Source organism: Collinsella sp. TF07-1 (assembly GCF_003437235.1).
Lineage (GTDB): Bacteria > Actinomycetota > Coriobacteriia > Coriobacteriales > Coriobacteriaceae > Collinsella.
The window spans coordinates 1-17,296 of the sequence record NZ_QSRV01000031.1; the positions used below are offsets into that span (position 1 = coordinate 1).

Here is a 17,296-nt window from a genome sequence, read left to right on the forward strand (position 1 = left end):
GACGGAAAGCACATTAAGTGCTTTCCTTTGCGTGCGGAACTCGCGACAAACTTAATATATTTCGCCGCCCCTCTGCCAAGCTCGGGAGACGACACGTTGATGTCTGCTTAACTCTGCTCGCTCAGCTAATTACTTTGTTGGGGGTCCACTATTTGTTGAAGGGTGAACTTACACTGCATTGGCTCGCCTTCTGCTTGCGGCTTTTCCTCGTCAAAATCGAAGATCATGATGGCGCAGTTGGGGAGTTTTGCTGGGAGCTCGAAGCCCTCTGGGGCTGCAGCCTTGATGAATTGGCGGCTGGCGCTGCCGTGGCTTACTGCTAGTAGGGTTTCGATGCCCTCGGCGCTTATGAGATTGGTGAGAGCAGCTACCATGCGTTCTTGCAACGTTTTGCTTCCCTCTCCTCCAAAGGGGACCAAGTCCTCGCCCGGATCCCAGACGTCGGTAGGTAATGCGTCGTGAGGGCCTTCCTCGAAGGTTCCGTAGCAGCGCTCGATGATGCCTTCGCAGGGCTCAACGTCAGCGTCTGCGCCGAGAAGCTCGGTTGCGACGAGACTTGCCGTGTCCATGGCTCGGCCTAAGGGCGAAGAGACCACTTTGTCGGGGACGACGCCATGGACCTTGAGCCATGCGGCGGCTGTCTGTGCCTGTTGACGACCCAAATTGGTGAGCGGTGAATCGCAGCGACCCTGGACGAGCTTTTTGACGTTGAATTCCGTCTGGCCGTGGCGGAGTAGATACAGCTTCTTCATGCTCTCCCCTTCTGCATAACCTGCTTTGCCGGCGCAGCCTTACTCGTGGGTATGGCCTACGTAGTCTTCGTCGATCGTGATCTTGGCAATCGACTTGGAATATTCGAATTCCACCTTTTTTGCCAACGTACGCTTTAGGTCCTCGGCGCTCATCTGCAAATCCGAGGGACGCACGCAGTCAAAGATCACGTTGGTGTGCGTAGGACCCGGCACACAGCGTAGGTCATGAATCGAGAGGCGGCTATCGATCTGTTGAGCCATGGCGTTAATGCGTAAACGCATGCTCGCCACCTTGGGGTCATCGGTCACGATGGGATCGTAGTGAAGCGTGACGATCATGCCGTCTTCGACCCTAAACGACTGCTCGATGTTATCGAGTGTGTCGTGACTTTCCAGCGGGCTGGTCTCGGCCGCCATCTCGGCGTGCGCACTTGCAAACTTCCTGCCCGGACCGTAATCGTGAACCATAAGGTCGTGGACGCCCAAAACGCCGGGGTAGCTCATGATTTTGTCTCGAATGTGCTTGACCAGCTTGGGATCGGGCGCCTGGCCCAAAAGCGGGCTCACCGTATCCTGGATGAGCTCAAAACCGCTCCAGCCGATATAGGCGCCAACGGCAAGGCCGACCCATGCATCTAGATTGATATGCGTCACCTGCGAAACAATCGCGCACGCCAACACGGCGCCCGTGGCTAGAACATCGTTCTTGGAATCCTGCGCGGTCGCATGCAGCGTCTCGGACTCAATGCGATCGCCGAGTTTTTGGTTGAGGGCCGCCATCCAAAGCTTTACGACCATCGAAAGCGCAAGGACTGCCACCAGGGCAAGCGAGAACTCGACAGGTTCGGGGTGGATGACGCGCTCAACCGAGGACTTGATAAGCTCAAGGCCGATCAGCAGCACGAGCGCCGCCACGACCAGACCCGAGAGATACTCGTAGCGGCCATGGCCGTAAGGATGCTCGGGGTCTGCCGGCTTGCCCGCCAGCTTAAAGCCAAGCACGCTCACGATGTTCGAGCTGGCATCAGACAGGTTGTTCATAGCGTCCGCCACGATTGAAACCGATCCCGACAGCACGCCAATTGCACCCTTCGCAGCGCATAGTGCCACATTGGCGAGAATACACACCATGCCCGTCAACGTTCCCACGCGTGCACGGTCGCCCTGCGCACGACGAACAATCCACTCGACCATCTGCATCCGCCCCCACGGTACTACCTATATATCTATTGCTCAAACGGATTGTAGTGTAGCCACTTTGTCCCCCAGATACAAAAAGGCCGCAACCCACACGGGCCACGGCCTTGGAATGCGACATGCGGGACCGTCCCTTTGTCGCACAGGTTTATGCGCTTGCCTCGGCCACGCTCTTCGAGGTTTCGGGCAAATCGGCTCCGTCCCCCGTCACCTGCCCCTTCGCCGGCACCACGCCAAAGCAGTAGCTCAGCGCCGCAGACACCGCAAATGCCGTGCCACCGGCAGCGCAGCACCACAGCAGGTTCGAAATGCCGCCCGTGGCAAAGCCAATGACCATAAGGACATTCGTCATGCCGATGGTATAGGCCGTAACGTGGCCCACGGCCGCAACAAGGCCTCCGACGGCGCCGCCAATGGCCATGCATGTCAGACACCTGCCATATTTAAAGCCGCAGCCGTACAGCGCCGGCTCGCTTACGCCGCCAAGCACGCCCGAGATCGAATAGCCCAGCATGAGCGCCTTCTCGTCCTTATCCACAACGCGGAGCGACGCGCCAAAGGGCATGCCCCAAACGGCGAACGTCGCCATCGTCGCAGCGATCAGAATGCACGAATCCGTTCCCACACTCATAAACTGCGCATAGGCGAGCGATAGGACAACGTTGCTGACACCCGCGATCTTAAGAAACTCCCAGCCCGCGGCAAGTCCCATAAGCGTGAGCAGCGACACGATGCCACCGGAATTGCCAAGCATAAACATAAGCTGTCCCAACAGCATGCCCAGATAGCTGCCCGCCGGCGCCGTAATACACAGCGAGGCCGGAACCATGACGAGCATGGTTGCAAACGGAACAAACGAAAACGCCACGGCCTTAGGGATAACGCGCTGGAAGAAACACTCCACTCGCCATAGCACGGGTACCGAGATGAGAACCGGAATAACAGTCGTTGTGTAATCGTTGACCGGCGCGGGAAGCAGACCATACACGAAAGTCATCGCTGCCCCCGTCGTCGATGCGGCATCGACGAGCTTAAGCAGATCGGGCGCAATCAATACGCCGCCCAGCATCATGCCCAGCTGCTCCGAGCAACCGAGCTGGCGGGCGGCCGCCCAACCAAGATAAATGGGCAAAAAGTAGTAGCCGGCGTTATAGAGCCAACTGTAGAACAGGCGATAGATTTCGGAATCGGCAGACCACAGGCCCAGCATGCCTTCGCCCATAATGACGGCGGCGGTGCGGAACAACGCCGCGCAAACAATAAACGGCAGCGCCGACATCATGCTTTTGGACAGATAGTCCACCACGGCCATGGCGTTTGATGAAACCGTCGTTGTAAACGAGGTGTTAGAAACTTGTGACATGGAACGCCTTTCCCAATGTGACATGCGGGCTGTCCCTTTGTCACATCGTGCGGTACTGACCGATTGCGCGGTACTTTTCGTAGCGGAGGTTTGTGAGGGTCGCGTCGTCGAGCTGCCCAAGCGTATCGAAGGCATCAAATGCCGAGGACATGACGACACCGGCGATCTCCTCATGCGACAGGCCCCTATCGTCAACAATGCCGTCGATGATGCCGAGCGCCAACAGATCGGGGGCCGTGAGCTTAAGCGCCTCAGCGGCCTCATTCGCGCGCTCGGTATCCTTCCACAGGATCGACGCACAGGCCTCGGGGCTCACGACCGAATAGGCCGAGCTCGAGAGCATCAGGATGCGGTCGGCCACGGACAGCGCCAGCGCGCCACCAGAGCCGCCCTCGCCTGTCACCACCGAGACAATCGGCGTCTTAAGGCCGCTCATCTCCATGAGATTCTGGGCAATCGCCTCGCCCTGGCCGCGCTCCTCGGCACCGATGCCGCAAAACGCGCCCGAAGTATCAACCAGGCACAGAACCGGCCGACCAAATTTCTCGGCTTGGTGCATCAGGCGACGTGCCTTGCGGTAGCCCTCGGGATGCGCCATGCCAAAGTTGCGACGCATGCGCTCTTTGGTCGTGGTACCGCGCTCGATGGCGATAACCGTCACGGGTCGCCCGTCTTTCCAGCCGATGCCGCCCACCACGGCAGCATCGTCGCCAAAGTAGCGGTCACCGTGCAGCTCTACGAATCCGTCGAGACCCAACGAGATCATCTCGCCTGCCGTGGCGCGGTTCGCCGAGCGAGTCTGTTTGACGATTTCGAGCGCGCTTTTTGGTGCGGCCGAGCGCTTAAACAAGTGTCCCAGCTTTTTGTCGCGACGACCCGTATGCACGATCTCATGCGGTGCCCCCAGGCCGGGCGCGTGCCCTTCGTGCAGCGCCAGCAGCTCGCCTACCGTGAGCGCAATCTCACCACGCGGAACAACGGCATCGCAAAAGCCGTGCTCCAGCAAAAACTCGGAACGCTGGAATCCCTTGGGCAGACGCTTGTGCATGTTCTGCTCGATCACGCGCGGGCCGGCAAATGCCGTCAGGGCATCGGGCTCGGCCAGGATAATGTCGCCCTCCATGGCAAAGCTCGCGGTTACACCTCCGGTCGTGGGATCGGTGAGCACCGTGATATACAGGCCGCCCGCCTCGCTGTGGCGCCTAACCGCCGCAGAAATCTTGGCCATCTGCATGAGCGAGGTCACGCCCTCCTGCATGCGGGCGCCGCCCGAAACGGTAAAGCCGACGACTGGCAATCCCAGCTCGGTCGCGCGCTCAAAGACGCGACAGATCTTTTCGCCCACCACGGAACCCATCGAGCCCATCATAAAGTTGGCATCCATTAAGAAGAGCGCGGTATCGCAGCCGCAGATTTTGCCCCTGCCGCACATAACGGCATCGCGCTCGCCCGAACGTTCGCCCGCGCTCTTAAGCTTGTCGGCATAACCGGGAAACGAAAGGAAGTCCTCCGACGCCAGATTGGCATCCCATTCCTCAAACGTGCCCTCGTCGACTGTCATGAGCATGCGCGCGCGACCGCTCACGCGAAAATGCTTGCCGCAACGGGGGCACACCTCGAGGTTGTCGTGCAGGCGTGCCTCATCGATCACACGGCGGCACTCCGGGCACTTGATAAACGCGTGGCGCGCGGGGAACTCGGCGCACGACTCGGTTATCGGCCCCTCAAGGACGTTGACCGTCTTCGCTTTTCTATTCATCAGCATAGAGATGCCCCATCAGATCGGTGTGATACATGCCCGACAAGAACTCGTCGTTTGCCAGCACGTCGAGCTGAAGCTCGCTGTTTTCGCTCACGCCCTCAATCACGAGCTCGCCCAGGGCCGAGCGCATCTTACGAATGGCACCGTCGCGCGTGGGCGCACACACGATGAGCTTGCCGAGCATGGAGTCGTAGTACGGCGGAACTTTTGCACCGGTAAACATGGCCGAATCCCAGCGCACACGCGGACCACCCGGTACACGCAACGCGGTGACCGTTCCGCATGACGGCAGGAAGTCCGGCGTTTCGGCATTGATGCGGCACTCCATGGCATGATTGCGGACTGGCATGTCCTCCTGCTCAAAGGGCAGAGGCTGGCCGGCAGCCACGCGCAGCTGCCACTTAACCAGGTCGGTATCGGTCACAAACTCCGTAACCGGATGCTCAACCTGCAAGCGCGTGTTCATTTCCATAAAGTAGAAATTACCGTCATCTGAGTACAAAAACTCGATGGTGCCAGCGCCCTCATAGCCAACGGCACGAGCCAGGTCGCGCGCGGCCTTGTGCATGCGCGCGCGAATATCATCGCGTCCGTCGAGGCACGGCGCGGGGCTCTCCTCGATCAGCTTTTGGTTGCGGCGCTGCACCGAGCACTCGCGCTCGCCGAGCGAAAACACATGGCCCTGCTTATCGGCCATAATCTGCACCTCAACGTGGTGCGCCGGCGCGACGAACTTCTCCATGTAGCACTCGCCGTCGCCAAAAACGGCCTCGCCCTCGGCACGCGCCTCGATGAACGCCTTTGCCGCATCTTCCACGCGCTCGACCTTGCGAATGCCGCGACCGCCACCACCTGCACGCGCCTTAATAAGCACGGGGCAGCCAATGCGCTCGGCCTCGGCCGTCGCCTCCTCGGGGCTTTTGAGCAAATCGCAGCCCGGCACGATGGGCACGCCCGCCGCGGCAGCCGTTCTACGTGCGGCATCCTTGTCGCCCATGCTGTCGATGACCTCGGCCGAGGGACCAACAAACGCCAGACCGTACTTGTCGCAGTCGCGCACGAAGCTCGCCTTCTCGGAAAAGAAACCGTAGCCAGGATGGATCGCCTTTGCCCCCGACTTCACGGCACAGGTGAGCACAGCATCGTCGTTGAGGTAGCTCTCGGCAAGACGCGGGCCGCCGATGCAATACGCCTCGTCGGCAAGCTGCACGTGTAGCGCGTCCGCATCGGCCGTGGAATATACGGCGACGGTCTTGATGCCCATATCGCGGCACGCGCGGATAACACGGACCGCGACTTCGCCGCGGTTGGCGATGAGCACTTTGTCGAACATGAAGCCTTCCTTAACTTTCGTGCATGAGTGCAAAAGACATATCGGCGCGGCAGCAAACCTCACCGTTGACGCTCGCAGTACCCGTCGCAAAGCGGAACGGCCCGCGCGCACGCGTGATGGAGCACACTAGATCCACCGTGTCGCCCGGGCGCACCGGACGCTTAAAGCGCACCTTGTCCAGACTCGTGTAGAACGGCGTCGCGCCGCGCGCCTCCTCATCGCCCATCAGCAGCACGCAGCAGTTCTGGGCGAGCATCTCGCACTGAATCACGCCGGGAACGACCGGGTTTCCCGGAAAATGTCCCTGCAAAAAGTACTCGTCGCCTGTAATCGTGATCTTGCCGTGGGCCTCGTCGCCCACCAGCTCGGCTTCGTCGAGCAAAAGCATCGGCTCGCGATGCGGTAACAGCTTCTTGAGCTCTTCTTTGTTCATGGATATCACCTATCCGATCCTCATGAGGCAGCTGCCAAACTCCACGAGGTCGCCGTCGGCCACGCAGATCTCGAGCACCTCACCGTCTGCCTCGGCCGTCACCTCGTTGAGAACCTTCATGGCCTCGATGATGCAGAGGGTCTCGCCGGCCTTGACCTTGGAGCCCACGCGCACAAATGGCTCGTCGCCCGGCGCAGGGGCAGCATAGAAGACGCCCACCATGGGAGCAGTCACCTCGGTGCCCTTGGGCTCCGGCGCGGCGGCAGGTGTCTGCGTGGCGGGTTCCGGTGCGGCAGGCGCGACTGTGGGAGCTGCAACTTGAGCGGCCATGGCGCTCGGCATAGGCATGGGCACGGCAACCGGCTGCGCCACACTCGCGCGCTCGAGTTCGACCGCGGTGCCATCGGGCTCCTCAACACGTACGCGCGTAAGGCCGCGGTCCTCCATCACATCGGCTATCTCGGCAAGTCTTTTGGAATCCATGCTCTAGCTCCTCGTATATCTACGCAGCGCGATGGCGGCGTTGTGCCCGCCAAAGCCCAGGTTGGTCGAAAGCGCCCAGGTAAGGTCGGCGCGAACCGCTCGATTAGGCGTGTAATCAAGATCGCAGGCGGGATCGGGCGTGTGGTAGTTAATGGTCGGGGGCACCACGCCCTGCTCGAGCGCCATGGCACAGGCCATGACCTCGATGGCACCCGTGGCACCGATCATGTGCCCGGTCATCGACTTGGTCGACGAGACGTGTGCGGCGCGTGCCGCGTCCTCGCCGAGCGCCCGCTTAATGCCTGTCGTCTCGGACGAATCGTTGAGCTTGGTCGAGGTGCCGTGGGCGTTGATGTAGAGACCCTCGGAAGGCTTGACGTCGCCCTCGGCTACCGCCAGCGATATCGCACGGGCAATGCCGGCGGCATCGGGGTCGGGACTCGTAATGTGATAGGCATCATCGGTGTTGCCGTAGCCCACGACCTCGGCATAAATGTGCGCACCGCGCGCCTGCGCATGCTCCATGCTCTCGAGTACCAGCACGCAGGCGCCCTCACCCATCACAAAGCCATCGCGGTCTGCGTCGAACGGGCGGCAGGCCGTCGCGGGATCGGGGTTGGTGGTCAATGCGCGGCAGGACGTAAAGCCTGCAACAGCATCGGGGATAATGGCCGCCTCGGCACCGCCCGCGAGGATCGCGTCGGCATAGCCGTGCTTAATAGCACGGAACGCCTCGCCCACCGCATGGGCCGAGGTCGCGCACGCAGTCACGACTGGCAGGGTCGGTCCCTTTGCCTTGTGACGGATTGCGATATTGCCCGATGCCATGTTGGGGATCATCATCGCGATCATGTAAGGCGATGCGCGGCGGGGCCCACGGTCGGCAATCGTATGGACGTTGTCGACGAGCGTCTGCATGCCGCCCACGCCCGACCCCACGTAAACGCCCAGGCGCTCGCGATCGATGGCGCCTTCGGCATCAAAGCCCGCATCGTGCATTGCCTCGTCCGAAGCCACCAGCGCAAACTGAACGCAGGGGTCGAGATGCTTGGCGTCGCGCTTGCCAAAGTACTCGTTGCCGTCAAAGCCCTTGACTTCGGCCGCCACCTTGACGGTAAACGCATCGGTATCAAAGTGCGTGATCGGGCCGATGCCACAGGTCCCGGCGCACATGGCCGCCCAGGTGGCAAGCGCGGTGTTGCCGAGCGGCGATACGGCACCGATGCCGGTGATTGCAACTCTCTGTTCCATCATGGTCTCCTCATCCAAGCCGTTCTTCGGCCCTGGTTTCTACATCGCCATTCCGCCGTCGACGCGCACGACCTCGCCCGTAATGTAAGCAGCCGCATCGCTCGCTAAAAAGCGCACCACGCCGGCCACTTCCTCGGGACGTGCCATGCGCTTAAGGGGAATCTGTTCCTCGGTTGCCGTACGCACCTTCTCCGAGAGCTTTGCCGTCATATCTGTCTCGACAAACCCGGGAGCGACCGCGTTCGCTCGTACGCCACGAGGCGCAAGCTCGCGCGCCACCGCCTTGGTAAGCCCTATCACGCCCGCCTTGGAAGCAGCGTAGTTGGCTTGCCCGGCATTGCCCATCAGGCCCACGACCGAGCTCATGTTGACGACGCAACCGCCGCGCTGGCGCATAAAGGTCTTGGTGAGCGCGCGCGTCATATTGAATGTTCCCTTGAGATTGACATCGAGCACGCGATCGAATGCGTCATCGCCCATGCGCATGAGCAGGCCATCGCGGGTGATGCCGGCGTTGTTGACGAGCGCCCAAATGGAACCAAAGTCGTTGAGGACCGCTTCCACGCACGCGTTGACGGCAGCGGGATCGGCCACGTCGCATTGATATGCGCGTGCCGTGGCGCCAACCGCCTCACAGGCTTCGCACGTCTTGCGCGCCGCATCGACGCTGCCGGCATAGACGACGGCGATATCAAAGCCGTCCTCCGCCAGACCGACAGCGCAGGCGCGGCCGATACCCCGCGAGCCGCCCGTGACCAGTGCCACGCGACGTGAGTCGTTGCGCTCGAGCGCGCCGTTGTTCAAGTTGCCCATGTCATTCCTTTCGGGTTACAGCCCTGTGGACTATGCGAGCTCGTCGGCAATAGCTGCGACCTGCTCGGCCGTTTCGCACGAATACACGCGAACGTCGCTCAGCGTACGCTTGACCAGGCCCGACAGCGTTTTGCCAGGGCCGACCTCAATAAACGTGTCGATGCCCTGATTCTGCAGAGTATGCAGCGTGTCGACCCAACGAACGGCATGACTCACCTGATTGGCCAAGACATCCGATGCCGCTCGCGGGTCCGCCGGATAGGGCGCCGCCGTCATGTTTGCCATGACCGGAATCAGCAGCGGTGACGGCACGTGGCCGGCTTGGATATACGTCGCCAGCCCCTCAGTCGCCTCGGCCATATAGGGGCTATGAAATGCGCCCGACACCGCGACTTTCATAGCGCGGCCGCCAGCCTCTTTTACTAGGACGTCGAGCTCCTGCAGCGCCTCGGGCGCTCCGGCAACAACCGTCTGCTGCGGACTGTTGTAGTTGACCGGCCAGCAGTCCTCGCCGGCCTGTTTTGCCAGGTTCTCGACTTGCGCCGCATCGAGCTTGATGACGGCGCGCATGCCGCCCGGATGGCGCTCGGCAGCCGCGGCCATCAGCGCCGCGCGCTCGCACACGAGCTCAAAGCCCGCTCGCGTATCGAACGCCCCCGCAAAGGTGAGCGCGGCGACCTCGCCAAGCGAAAAACCCGCACAGGCGGCAGGTACCACGCCGCGCTCACGCAGGGCGGCAGCCGCTGCCAGATCGTGAACGAACACGCACGGCTGCGTGTTCTCGGTCTGCGAGAGTTCCTCCTTGGAGGCGCTTCGGCACTGCTCACTGGTCCCCGGGCGCACCTCGTCGACAATGGCGAACACCTCTGCGGCCGCCGGCGATGCCTCGATCAGGTCGACGCCCATCGCGGGGTGCTGGGCGCCCTGGCCGGCAAACAGAAACGCTACGCCACCCATGCGCACGCACCCTTCAGGACGTGCTCGGCGCCATCGACTAGGTCGTCAACGATTTCACGTGCACTTTGGCGCTCGTTGACCATGCCGGCAATCTGTCCACACAAAAACGAGCCCTCTTCGTAATTGCCGTCCTTGGCGGCCTTGCGAAGGGCGCCCGTGCCCATGGCCCCGAGCTCCTCGACGCTTACGCCCGCCGCCTCGCTCTTGGCGTAGGCGTTAGTGAAGGGGCTCTTGAGGGCACGCACCGGGTGTCCCGTCGAGCGGCCGGTCGCACGCGTCGAGGTGTCGTTGGCCTTCAGGACCATCTCCTTGTACTGCTCCGATACGGTGCACTCATCTGCGATCAGAAAGCGCGTACCCACTTGCACGCCGGCGGCGCCCAGCATAAAGGCGGCCGCCACGCCGCGGCCATCAGCGATACCGCCAGCCGCAACCACGGGAATATCGACCGCATCGACAACCTGCGGCACCAGTGCCATCGTCGAGGTCTCGCCAATATGGCCGCCTGATTCGGTACCCTCGGCAACCACGGCAGTGGCTCCACGACGCGCCACGAGGCGTGCCAGCGCCACCGAGGCAACGACCGGGATGACCTTGATGCCCGCCTCGTTCCACGCCTTCATGTACTTGGCGGGATTGCCGGCGCCCGTCACGACGACCGGCACTCGCTCGTCAATCACGACCTGCGCGACCTCGTCGGCAAACGGGCTCATGAGCATGACGTTGACGCCAAAGGGCTTATCCGTCTTGGCGCGCAGCTCGTGAATCTGGTCGCGAAGCCAGTTGGCGTCGGCATTCATAGCCGCGATGATGCCTAGGCCGCCCGCCTCGGACACGGCAGATGCCAGCGAGGCGTCGGCAATCCAGGCCATGCCACCCTGGAATACAGGCTTTTCGATGCCGAGCAGATCGCAGAGAGGAGTCTTGAGCATCTCTACTTCTCCAATGCCGCCTCGACCGTATCGGCGAACTCGCCGACCGTCTTGGGGTTCTCCTCGGTATCGAGCTGGATGCCAAACTCGTCCTCGACGGCGACGAGAATCTCGACGGTGCCCAGGCTGTCGAGGCCAATCTCCTCGAGCGTGGACTCGGGCTTCATCTCGACGTCGTCAAGGCCAGCGGTCTCGCGGATAACGTCGCAAACGCGCTCGAAGGTCTTCTGATCTGCCATGGTAGTTCTCCTTTGGTTGTGCCCTAGGGCGTTTTTATTTCCTATGTGCGACTACTTCCAACGAAGCAGATAGCCACCTATATCCAGACCGGCGCCAAATCCAACCAAGGCGATGGTGTCGCCCGCATTCAGTGCGTCGGTGCGTGCCAGTCGGTCAAGCGCAAGAGGAATGCAGGCGCTCGAAATGTTGCCGGTCTCGCGCAGCGTTCGAACCACGCGCTTGTCTGGCACACCGAGGCGCTTGACCGCCTGACTCAGGATTCGTTCGTTAGCCTGATGGAATACAAAATGGTCGATGTCCTCGACCGAAATGCCCGCATCGCTCGCAAGCTTATGGACCGTGTCGCAAATCGCGTTGACGCCGAACTTGAACACGCGGCGGCCATTCATGGACAGCACGCTCTCGCTATCTGCGGAGGCCTTAAACGGCGAGGTGCCGACCAGACCGGGAACGCACAACGTCTCGACGTCGGGCGCCGTCGAAAGCTCAACGGCAAGGGGGCTGTCTCCCCCAGCCTCAATCACCGCGGCGCCTGCCCCATCGCCAAAGAGCACACAGGTGGCGCGGTCGGTCCAGTCGAGCGCGCGCGTCATCTGCTCGGCGGCAACGACAAGCACATGCTTGGCTCGTCCTCGGGCGATATAGCCCTCGGCAACATCGAGCGCAAATACGAAGCCGGCGCAGGCAGCCGAGACATCGAAGGCAGGGCACGTCGCGCCCAGTCGCTCAGCAACGGCACACGCCTCGGCGGGAACAAGGTGGTCACCCGTCGTCGTCGAGCAGACGATCAAATCCAGCTGGCTCGCGTCGATTCCGGACACCTGGAGTGCCCGCTCGCTCGCCGCTACGGCAAGGTCGTCAAGTGACTCGGTGGTGCATACATGGCGGCTCTTGATACCTGTGCGGGTAAAAATCCACTCATCCGAGGTATCGAGGAACTCGGACAGCTCGTCATTGGAAACACTGCGCTTAGGAAGCGCCGAGCCTGTTCCAAGAATCGTGAAACCCATCACTAACCTCCTTTGAGTTGTTGACGTGTTTACATCGACCAAGAGAGGATAGCGCAATTTTGTCGTTGTTGACGTGTTAACATTAAATTGTCCAAATGCGACAAAGGCTTCACATTGTGTCTATCTCTCGAGACCATTGCGTTATTCACTTATTCATTAAGGAGGTGGCAGCCATAATGGATGCCAAATTAACGATAGTCGACGTAACCGGATCGACCAACGATGACCTGCTCGAAGCAGGAAAACAGGGAGCGCCGCACGGCACAGGACTTGCCGCCCGGGCTCAAACAGCAGGACGTGGCCGGCGCGGGCACAAGTGGGACTCAACCGTCGGCAACTTATTGCTTTCGATTGTCCTGCGCCCATGCGTTAATCCTGCAAAGTTCTCTGGTCTTGCCGCCGTCAGCGGCCTAGCGGTGCTCGAGGCGCTCGAAAAACAGGGTCTTGCAAACGATATTGGCCTCAAATGGCCCAACGACCTGGTCGCGCGTGAACGCAAACTCGGCGGCATTCTGGTCGAGGCCGCACGCGATAACGAAGGCAAACCTTTCGCCGTATGTGGCATTGGCGTCAATGTGAACTATGCGCCCCAAGAGGTGCCCGATGGCGGCTTGCCGGCAATCGGTCTCTCGGACCTTAACGAGAACGTTCCTGCCGTCGACATGCTCCTCGATGAGGTCTATCACGCAGTTATAGACGCTGTAGATGCCTGGGCAGAGCGCCTCAACGCCATGGAAGAAAACACCGGACCGCTCGCGCCCGTCCACGGCGAATATATCGCTCACCTCAATTGGATTGGGAAGCACGTTATCGCCCGCTCACCCGCTGGAGACGAGCTGGCACGCGGCATCTTTAAAACCGTTGATGCCTTTGGTCGCGCGTGCATCGAAACGGAAGACGACTTGCGATCCTTCCATTTTGAGGAGGCATCGCTGCGTCCCGTGAGCGAATAGGGCGCCGCAGCCACCTACTCAGCAGCATTACCAGGCGGTAAAACCCATCATGCAAAACAAAAGAGCCCCGCTACCGTAATGGCAGCGGGGCTCTGTAAGCTATGAGCGATATCGCTTAGAGCTTGATGTCGATGTCGACGCCAGCGGGAAGGTCGAGACGCATGAGCGAATCAACGGTGCCCGAGGTGGGGTCGAGGATGTCGATGAGGCGCTTGTGGGTGCGCATCTCGAACTGCTCACGGGAGTCCTTGTTCACGTGCGGCGAGCGGATAACCGTGTACAGGTTACGCTCGGTGGGCAGGGGGACAGGACCGGAAACGCGAGCACCGGTCTTCTGAGCGGTCTCGACGATGAGCTTCGCGGACTGATCGACGACCTCGTGATCATAGCCCTTGAGGCGAATGCGGATCTTCTGGGTAGCCAACTTAAACCTCCAAAGAGTGCGAGAGATGTTCTCGCGGATTACGTAACAGGGAGCTCGAACTTAGGCGTTCTTGCTCATGACCTCGTCCACGATGGACTTGGGCGCGGGCTCATAAGAGTCGAACTGCATCGTGTAGGATGCACGGCCCTGGGTCTGGGAGCGAAGGTCGGTAGCGTAACCGAACATCTCGCCCAGCGGCACCTTGGCACGGATGAGCTTGCTGTTCTTGCGATCCTCCATGCCCTCGATCTTGCCGCGGCGACCGGAGAGGTTGCCCATAACGTCGCCCATGTACTGCTCGGGGGTCTCGACCTCGACAGCCATGATCGGCTCGAGCAGCTGCGGATCGGACTTCTTGAGGGCGTCCTTGATAGCCATGGAACCGGCGATCTTGAAGGCGGCCTCGGAGGAGTCGACCTCGTGGTAAGAACCGTCGAACAGGGTGACCTTGACGTCGAGGACCGGGAAGCCGGCGATAACACCGGTGTTCAGGGCCTCCTGGATGCCCTTGTCGATGGACGGGATGTACTCCTTGGGCACGACGCCGCCGACGATAGCGTTGACGAACTCGTAGCCGAAGCCCTCCTCCATCTTCTCGAGCTTGATGACGGCGTGGCCGTACTGACCGCGACCGCCGGACTGACGGACGAACTTGCCCTCAGCCTTCTCGACGTCGTGACCAGCGGTCTCGCGGTAGGCAACCTGGGGCTTACCAACGTTAGCGTCAACCTTGAACTCGCGGAGCAGACGGTCGACGATGATCTCGAGGTGCAGCTCGCCCATGCCGGCGATGATGGTCTGGCCGGTCTCGTGGTTGGTGGACACCTGGAAGGTCGGGTCCTCCTCGGCGAGCTTGGTCAGAGCCAGGGACATCTTGTCCTGCTCGGCCTTGGTCTTGGGCTCGATGGCAACGTCGATAACGGGCTTAGCGAACTCGATCTTCTCGAGGACGATCTCCTTGCCCTCGGCGCACAGGGTGTCGCCGGTGGTGGAGTTCTTGAAGCCGACGCAAGCGACGATGTCGCCAGCGGCAGCGTCGTCACGGTCGATACGCTCGGCGGCGTTCATCTCGAGGATGCGGCCGAGACGCTCGCGCTGACCGTTGGAAGCGTTAACAACGTAGGAGCCGGACTCGGCACGGCCGGAGTAAACGCGGACGTAGGTGAGCTTACCGACGAACGGGTCAGTCATGATCTTAAAGACCAGGCCGGAGAAGGGCTCGTCGAAGGAAGGATGACGCTGGACCTCCTCGCCGGTGTCCGGATCGGTACCGGTGACGGCCTCAACGTCGAGCGGGCTGGGCAGGTAGTCGACGACAGCGTCGAGCAGCTCCTGGACGCCCTTGTTCTTGTAGGCGGAACCCACGAAGACGAGGTTGAGCTCGTTGGCCAGAACGCCCTTGCGCAGAGCAGCCTTGAGCTCCTCGACGGTGAAGTCCTCCTCCATGAGGATCTTCTCCATGAGCTCGTCGTCAAAGCTGGCAGCAGCGTCAAGGAGCTCCTCGCGCTTGGTGGCAGCGATGTCGGCAAACTCAGCCGGGATCTCGTCCATCGGCTCGGGGTAGGTCATGCCCTTCTCGTCGGCCTTGAAGTCCCATGCAGTCATGGTAACGAGGTCGATGACGCCCCAGAAGTTGTCCTCGGCGCCCATCGGGACCTGAGCGGCCACGGCGTTAGCGTCGAGACGATCCTTCATGGTCTCGATAGCGTTGAAGAAGTCAGCGCCCACGCGGTCATACTTGTTGATGAAGGCGATGCGGGGGACGTTGAAGGTGGAAGCCTGACGCCAAACGGTCTCAGACTGGGGCTGAACGCCGGCAACAGCGTCGAAGACGGCAACAGCGCCATCGAGGACGCGCAGGCAGCGCTCGACCTCGGCGGTGAAGTCAACGTGGCCCGGGGTGTCGATGATCTGGATGCGGTAGTCCTTACCGTCCTTGTTCCAGAAGCAGGTGGTAGCAGCGGAGGTAATGGTTACGCCGCGCTCCTGCTCCTGAACCATCCAGTCCATGGTGGCAGCGCCCTCATGGACCTCACCGATCTTGTGGGTCTTACCGGTGTAGTAAAGAATACGCTCGGTCGTGGTGGTCTTACCAGCATCGATGTGGGCCATGATGCCGATGTTACGGGTATCGGAAAGCTTGTACTTAGGCTTAGCCATGTTAGTTCCTTACCTTAACTTACCAACGATAGTGAGAGAACGCGCGGTTGGCCTCGGCCATCTTGAAGACGTCCTCACGCTTCTTGACGGAAGCGCCCAGGCCGTTGGAAGCGTCGAGGATCTCGTTGGCGAGACGCTCGGCCATGGTCTTCTCCTTGCGAGCGCGGGAGAAGTTGACGATCCAGCGAATGCCCAGAGCGGTGGAACGACGGGAGTTGACCTCCATCGGGACCTGATAGGTAGCGCCACCGACACGCTTGGGCTTAACCTCGAGCGTGGGCTTGACGTTGTCCATAGCCTTCTTGAAGGTAGCGAGAGCGTCGCCACCCTCGGACTTCTCGGCAACGATCTCGAAAGCGGTGTAAACGATGCGCTCAGCGGTGGCCTTCTTGCCGTCAAGAAGGACCTTGTTGATGAGCTGAGTCACCAGGCGGTTGTTGTAAACGGCGTCAGGCTGAACCTCACGACGATTAGCTGCTGCACGACGCGGCATGTGAAATCTCCTTAAGTGTCTACCGTGCGGCGCTCAGGGCGGCACACGGCGAAAGTATCAAAACGTTATCTGGCTTATTTAGCCTTGGGGCGCTTAGCACCGTACTTGGAACGGGCCTGCATACGGTTCTGGACCGGAGCAGCGTCGTAGGCGCCACGGATGACGTGATAACGGACACCAGGGAGGTCACGGACACGACCGCCGCGGACGAGCACGATGGAGTGCTCCTGCAGGTTGTGGCCCTCACCCGGGATGTAAGCGGTAACTTCGATGCCGTTGACAAGGCGAACACGGGCAACCTTACGAAGAGCCGAGTTCGGCTTCTTGGGGCTCGTGGTGAAGACGCGGGTGCACACGCCGCGCTTCTGGGAGTTGTGCTGCAGAGCAGCGTTCTTGGACTTCTTGGGCACGGAACGACGGCCCTGGCGAACCAGCTGGTTAATAGTAGGCAAAGCGTACTCCTTCTCGAATGATTCCAGCTTTCTGTAAAGTGCAACGGCTTGAATCGAGGGGTCAGCATCCCCCTACGAAACACGCAGTTCGATAGGATACGTGGCGTTAGCTGTGTCGTCAACAGACCACGCCGCCGGGCGTATCCCAAAATTGGCACATTTCCGCAAAGCCTACACAAAAGGAATCCCCTCCTGTGCGCGGGGGCGGATTCCCGGCCCGTGCGGCCCGCTGTTTAAGTTTGCTGCTCTACAGTCCTGCGCAAGACGGAAAGCACATTAAGTGCTTTC

Annotated in this window: 18 protein-coding genes; 1 reads left to right on the forward strand and 17 read right to left on the reverse strand. The window is 60.9% G+C overall.

Features of this window, described 5'->3' with window-relative positions; translation table 11 throughout:
* Positions 1 to 125 precede the first annotated feature (125 nt).
* From DXC67_RS09440 to DXC67_RS09500, 13 genes are all read right to left on the reverse strand, one after another.
* Complete coding sequence (locus DXC67_RS09440) at positions 126 to 752, reverse strand: histidine phosphatase family protein (RefSeq protein ID WP_117638182.1); 627 nt, start codon at positions 750 to 752, stop codon at positions 126 to 128.
* Between the two features lie 39 nt (positions 753 to 791).
* On the reverse strand, positions 792 to 1,946 hold the full coding sequence (locus DXC67_RS09445) for a cation diffusion facilitator family transporter (RefSeq protein WP_233503222.1): 1,155 nt from the start codon (positions 1,944 to 1,946) through the stop codon (positions 792 to 794).
* Between the two features lie 151 nt (positions 1,947 to 2,097).
* The gene (locus tag DXC67_RS09450; protein WP_117638184.1) at positions 2,098 to 3,312 is read right to left on the reverse strand and encodes a PTS fructose transporter subunit IIB; all 1,215 of its coding nucleotides are present in this window, start codon (positions 3,310 to 3,312) and stop codon (positions 2,098 to 2,100) included.
* Positions 3,313 to 3,352: 40 nt separating this feature from the next.
* Positions 3,353 to 5,077 carry an acetyl-CoA carboxylase, carboxyltransferase subunit beta gene (accD, locus tag DXC67_RS09455; RefSeq protein WP_117638185.1) on the reverse strand — a complete coding sequence of 575 codons (1,725 nt, stop codon included), beginning with the start codon at positions 5,075 to 5,077 and terminating at the stop codon, positions 3,353 to 3,355.
* Positions 5,064 to 6,407 (reverse strand): acetyl/propionyl/methylcrotonyl-CoA carboxylase subunit alpha, encoded by a 1,344-nt coding sequence (locus DXC67_RS09460; RefSeq protein WP_117638186.1) that lies wholly within the window; start codon positions 6,405 to 6,407, stop codon positions 5,064 to 5,066. The genes accD and DXC67_RS09460 overlap by 14 nt, the downstream gene beginning before the upstream one ends.
* A 10-nt stretch (positions 6,408 to 6,417) precedes the next feature.
* Positions 6,418 to 6,840 (reverse strand): 3-hydroxyacyl-ACP dehydratase FabZ, encoded by a 423-nt coding sequence (gene fabZ, locus DXC67_RS09465; protein WP_099432064.1) that lies wholly within the window; start codon positions 6,838 to 6,840, stop codon positions 6,418 to 6,420.
* 9 nt (positions 6,841 to 6,849) lie between these two features.
* The gene (accB, locus tag DXC67_RS09470; protein ID WP_117629227.1) at positions 6,850 to 7,323 is read right to left on the reverse strand and encodes an acetyl-CoA carboxylase biotin carboxyl carrier protein; all 474 of its coding nucleotides are present in this window, start codon (positions 7,321 to 7,323) and stop codon (positions 6,850 to 6,852) included.
* 3 nt (positions 7,324 to 7,326) lie between these two features.
* A complete protein-coding gene (fabF, locus tag DXC67_RS09475) occupies positions 7,327 to 8,574 on the reverse strand; it encodes a beta-ketoacyl-ACP synthase II (protein ID WP_117563765.1) in 1,248 nt (415 codons plus the stop codon).
* 39 nt (positions 8,575 to 8,613) lie between these two features.
* Positions 8,614 to 9,387, reverse strand: a complete 774-nt coding sequence (gene fabG / locus DXC67_RS09480; RefSeq protein ID WP_089572490.1) for a 3-oxoacyl-[acyl-carrier-protein] reductase — start codon at positions 9,385 to 9,387, stop codon at positions 8,614 to 8,616.
* 30 nt (positions 9,388 to 9,417) lie between these two features.
* Positions 9,418 to 10,344 (reverse strand): ACP S-malonyltransferase, encoded by a 927-nt coding sequence (locus DXC67_RS09485; RefSeq protein ID WP_117638187.1) that lies wholly within the window; start codon positions 10,342 to 10,344, stop codon positions 9,418 to 9,420.
* Positions 10,332 to 11,276 carry an enoyl-[acyl-carrier-protein] reductase FabK gene (gene fabK / locus DXC67_RS09490; protein ID WP_117638188.1) on the reverse strand — a complete coding sequence of 315 codons (945 nt, stop codon included), beginning with the start codon at positions 11,274 to 11,276 and terminating at the stop codon, positions 10,332 to 10,334. The genes DXC67_RS09485 and fabK overlap by 13 nt, the downstream gene beginning before the upstream one ends.
* A gap of 2 nt (positions 11,277 to 11,278) precedes the next feature.
* Positions 11,279 to 11,515, reverse strand: a complete 237-nt coding sequence (locus DXC67_RS09495) for an acyl carrier protein (RefSeq protein ID WP_006235019.1) — start codon at positions 11,513 to 11,515, stop codon at positions 11,279 to 11,281.
* 51 nt (positions 11,516 to 11,566) lie between these two features.
* The gene (locus tag DXC67_RS09500; protein ID WP_117638189.1) at positions 11,567 to 12,526 is read right to left on the reverse strand and encodes a 3-oxoacyl-ACP synthase III family protein; all 960 of its coding nucleotides are present in this window, start codon (positions 12,524 to 12,526) and stop codon (positions 11,567 to 11,569) included.
* A 176-nt stretch (positions 12,527 to 12,702) separates the two neighbouring features.
* Between DXC67_RS09500 and DXC67_RS09505 the strand changes: the two genes are divergently transcribed.
* A complete protein-coding gene (locus DXC67_RS09505) occupies positions 12,703 to 13,479 on the forward strand; it encodes a biotin--[acetyl-CoA-carboxylase] ligase (protein ID WP_158551342.1) in 777 nt (258 codons plus the stop codon).
* Positions 13,480 to 13,594: 115 nt separating this feature from the next.
* On the opposite strand, the gene rpsJ is transcribed toward DXC67_RS09505, so the two are convergent.
* The 4 genes from rpsJ to rpsL form a co-directional block, all read right to left on the reverse strand.
* Positions 13,595 to 13,903, reverse strand: a complete 309-nt coding sequence (gene rpsJ / locus DXC67_RS09510) for a 30S ribosomal protein S10 (protein ID WP_022094184.1) — start codon at positions 13,901 to 13,903, stop codon at positions 13,595 to 13,597.
* A gap of 60 nt (positions 13,904 to 13,963) precedes the next feature.
* Positions 13,964 to 16,063, reverse strand: coding sequence for an elongation factor G (gene fusA / locus DXC67_RS09515; RefSeq protein ID WP_117638191.1), 2,100 nt, complete (start codon positions 16,061 to 16,063; stop codon positions 13,964 to 13,966).
* 19 nt (positions 16,064 to 16,082) lie between these two features.
* On the reverse strand, positions 16,083 to 16,556 hold the full coding sequence (gene rpsG / locus DXC67_RS09520; RefSeq protein WP_006235013.1) for a 30S ribosomal protein S7: 474 nt from the start codon (positions 16,554 to 16,556) through the stop codon (positions 16,083 to 16,085).
* Positions 16,557 to 16,630: 74 nt separating this feature from the next.
* On the reverse strand, positions 16,631 to 17,008 hold the full coding sequence (gene rpsL / locus DXC67_RS09525; protein WP_006235012.1) for a 30S ribosomal protein S12: 378 nt from the start codon (positions 17,006 to 17,008) through the stop codon (positions 16,631 to 16,633).
* Positions 17,009 to 17,296: the final 288 nt, after the last annotated feature.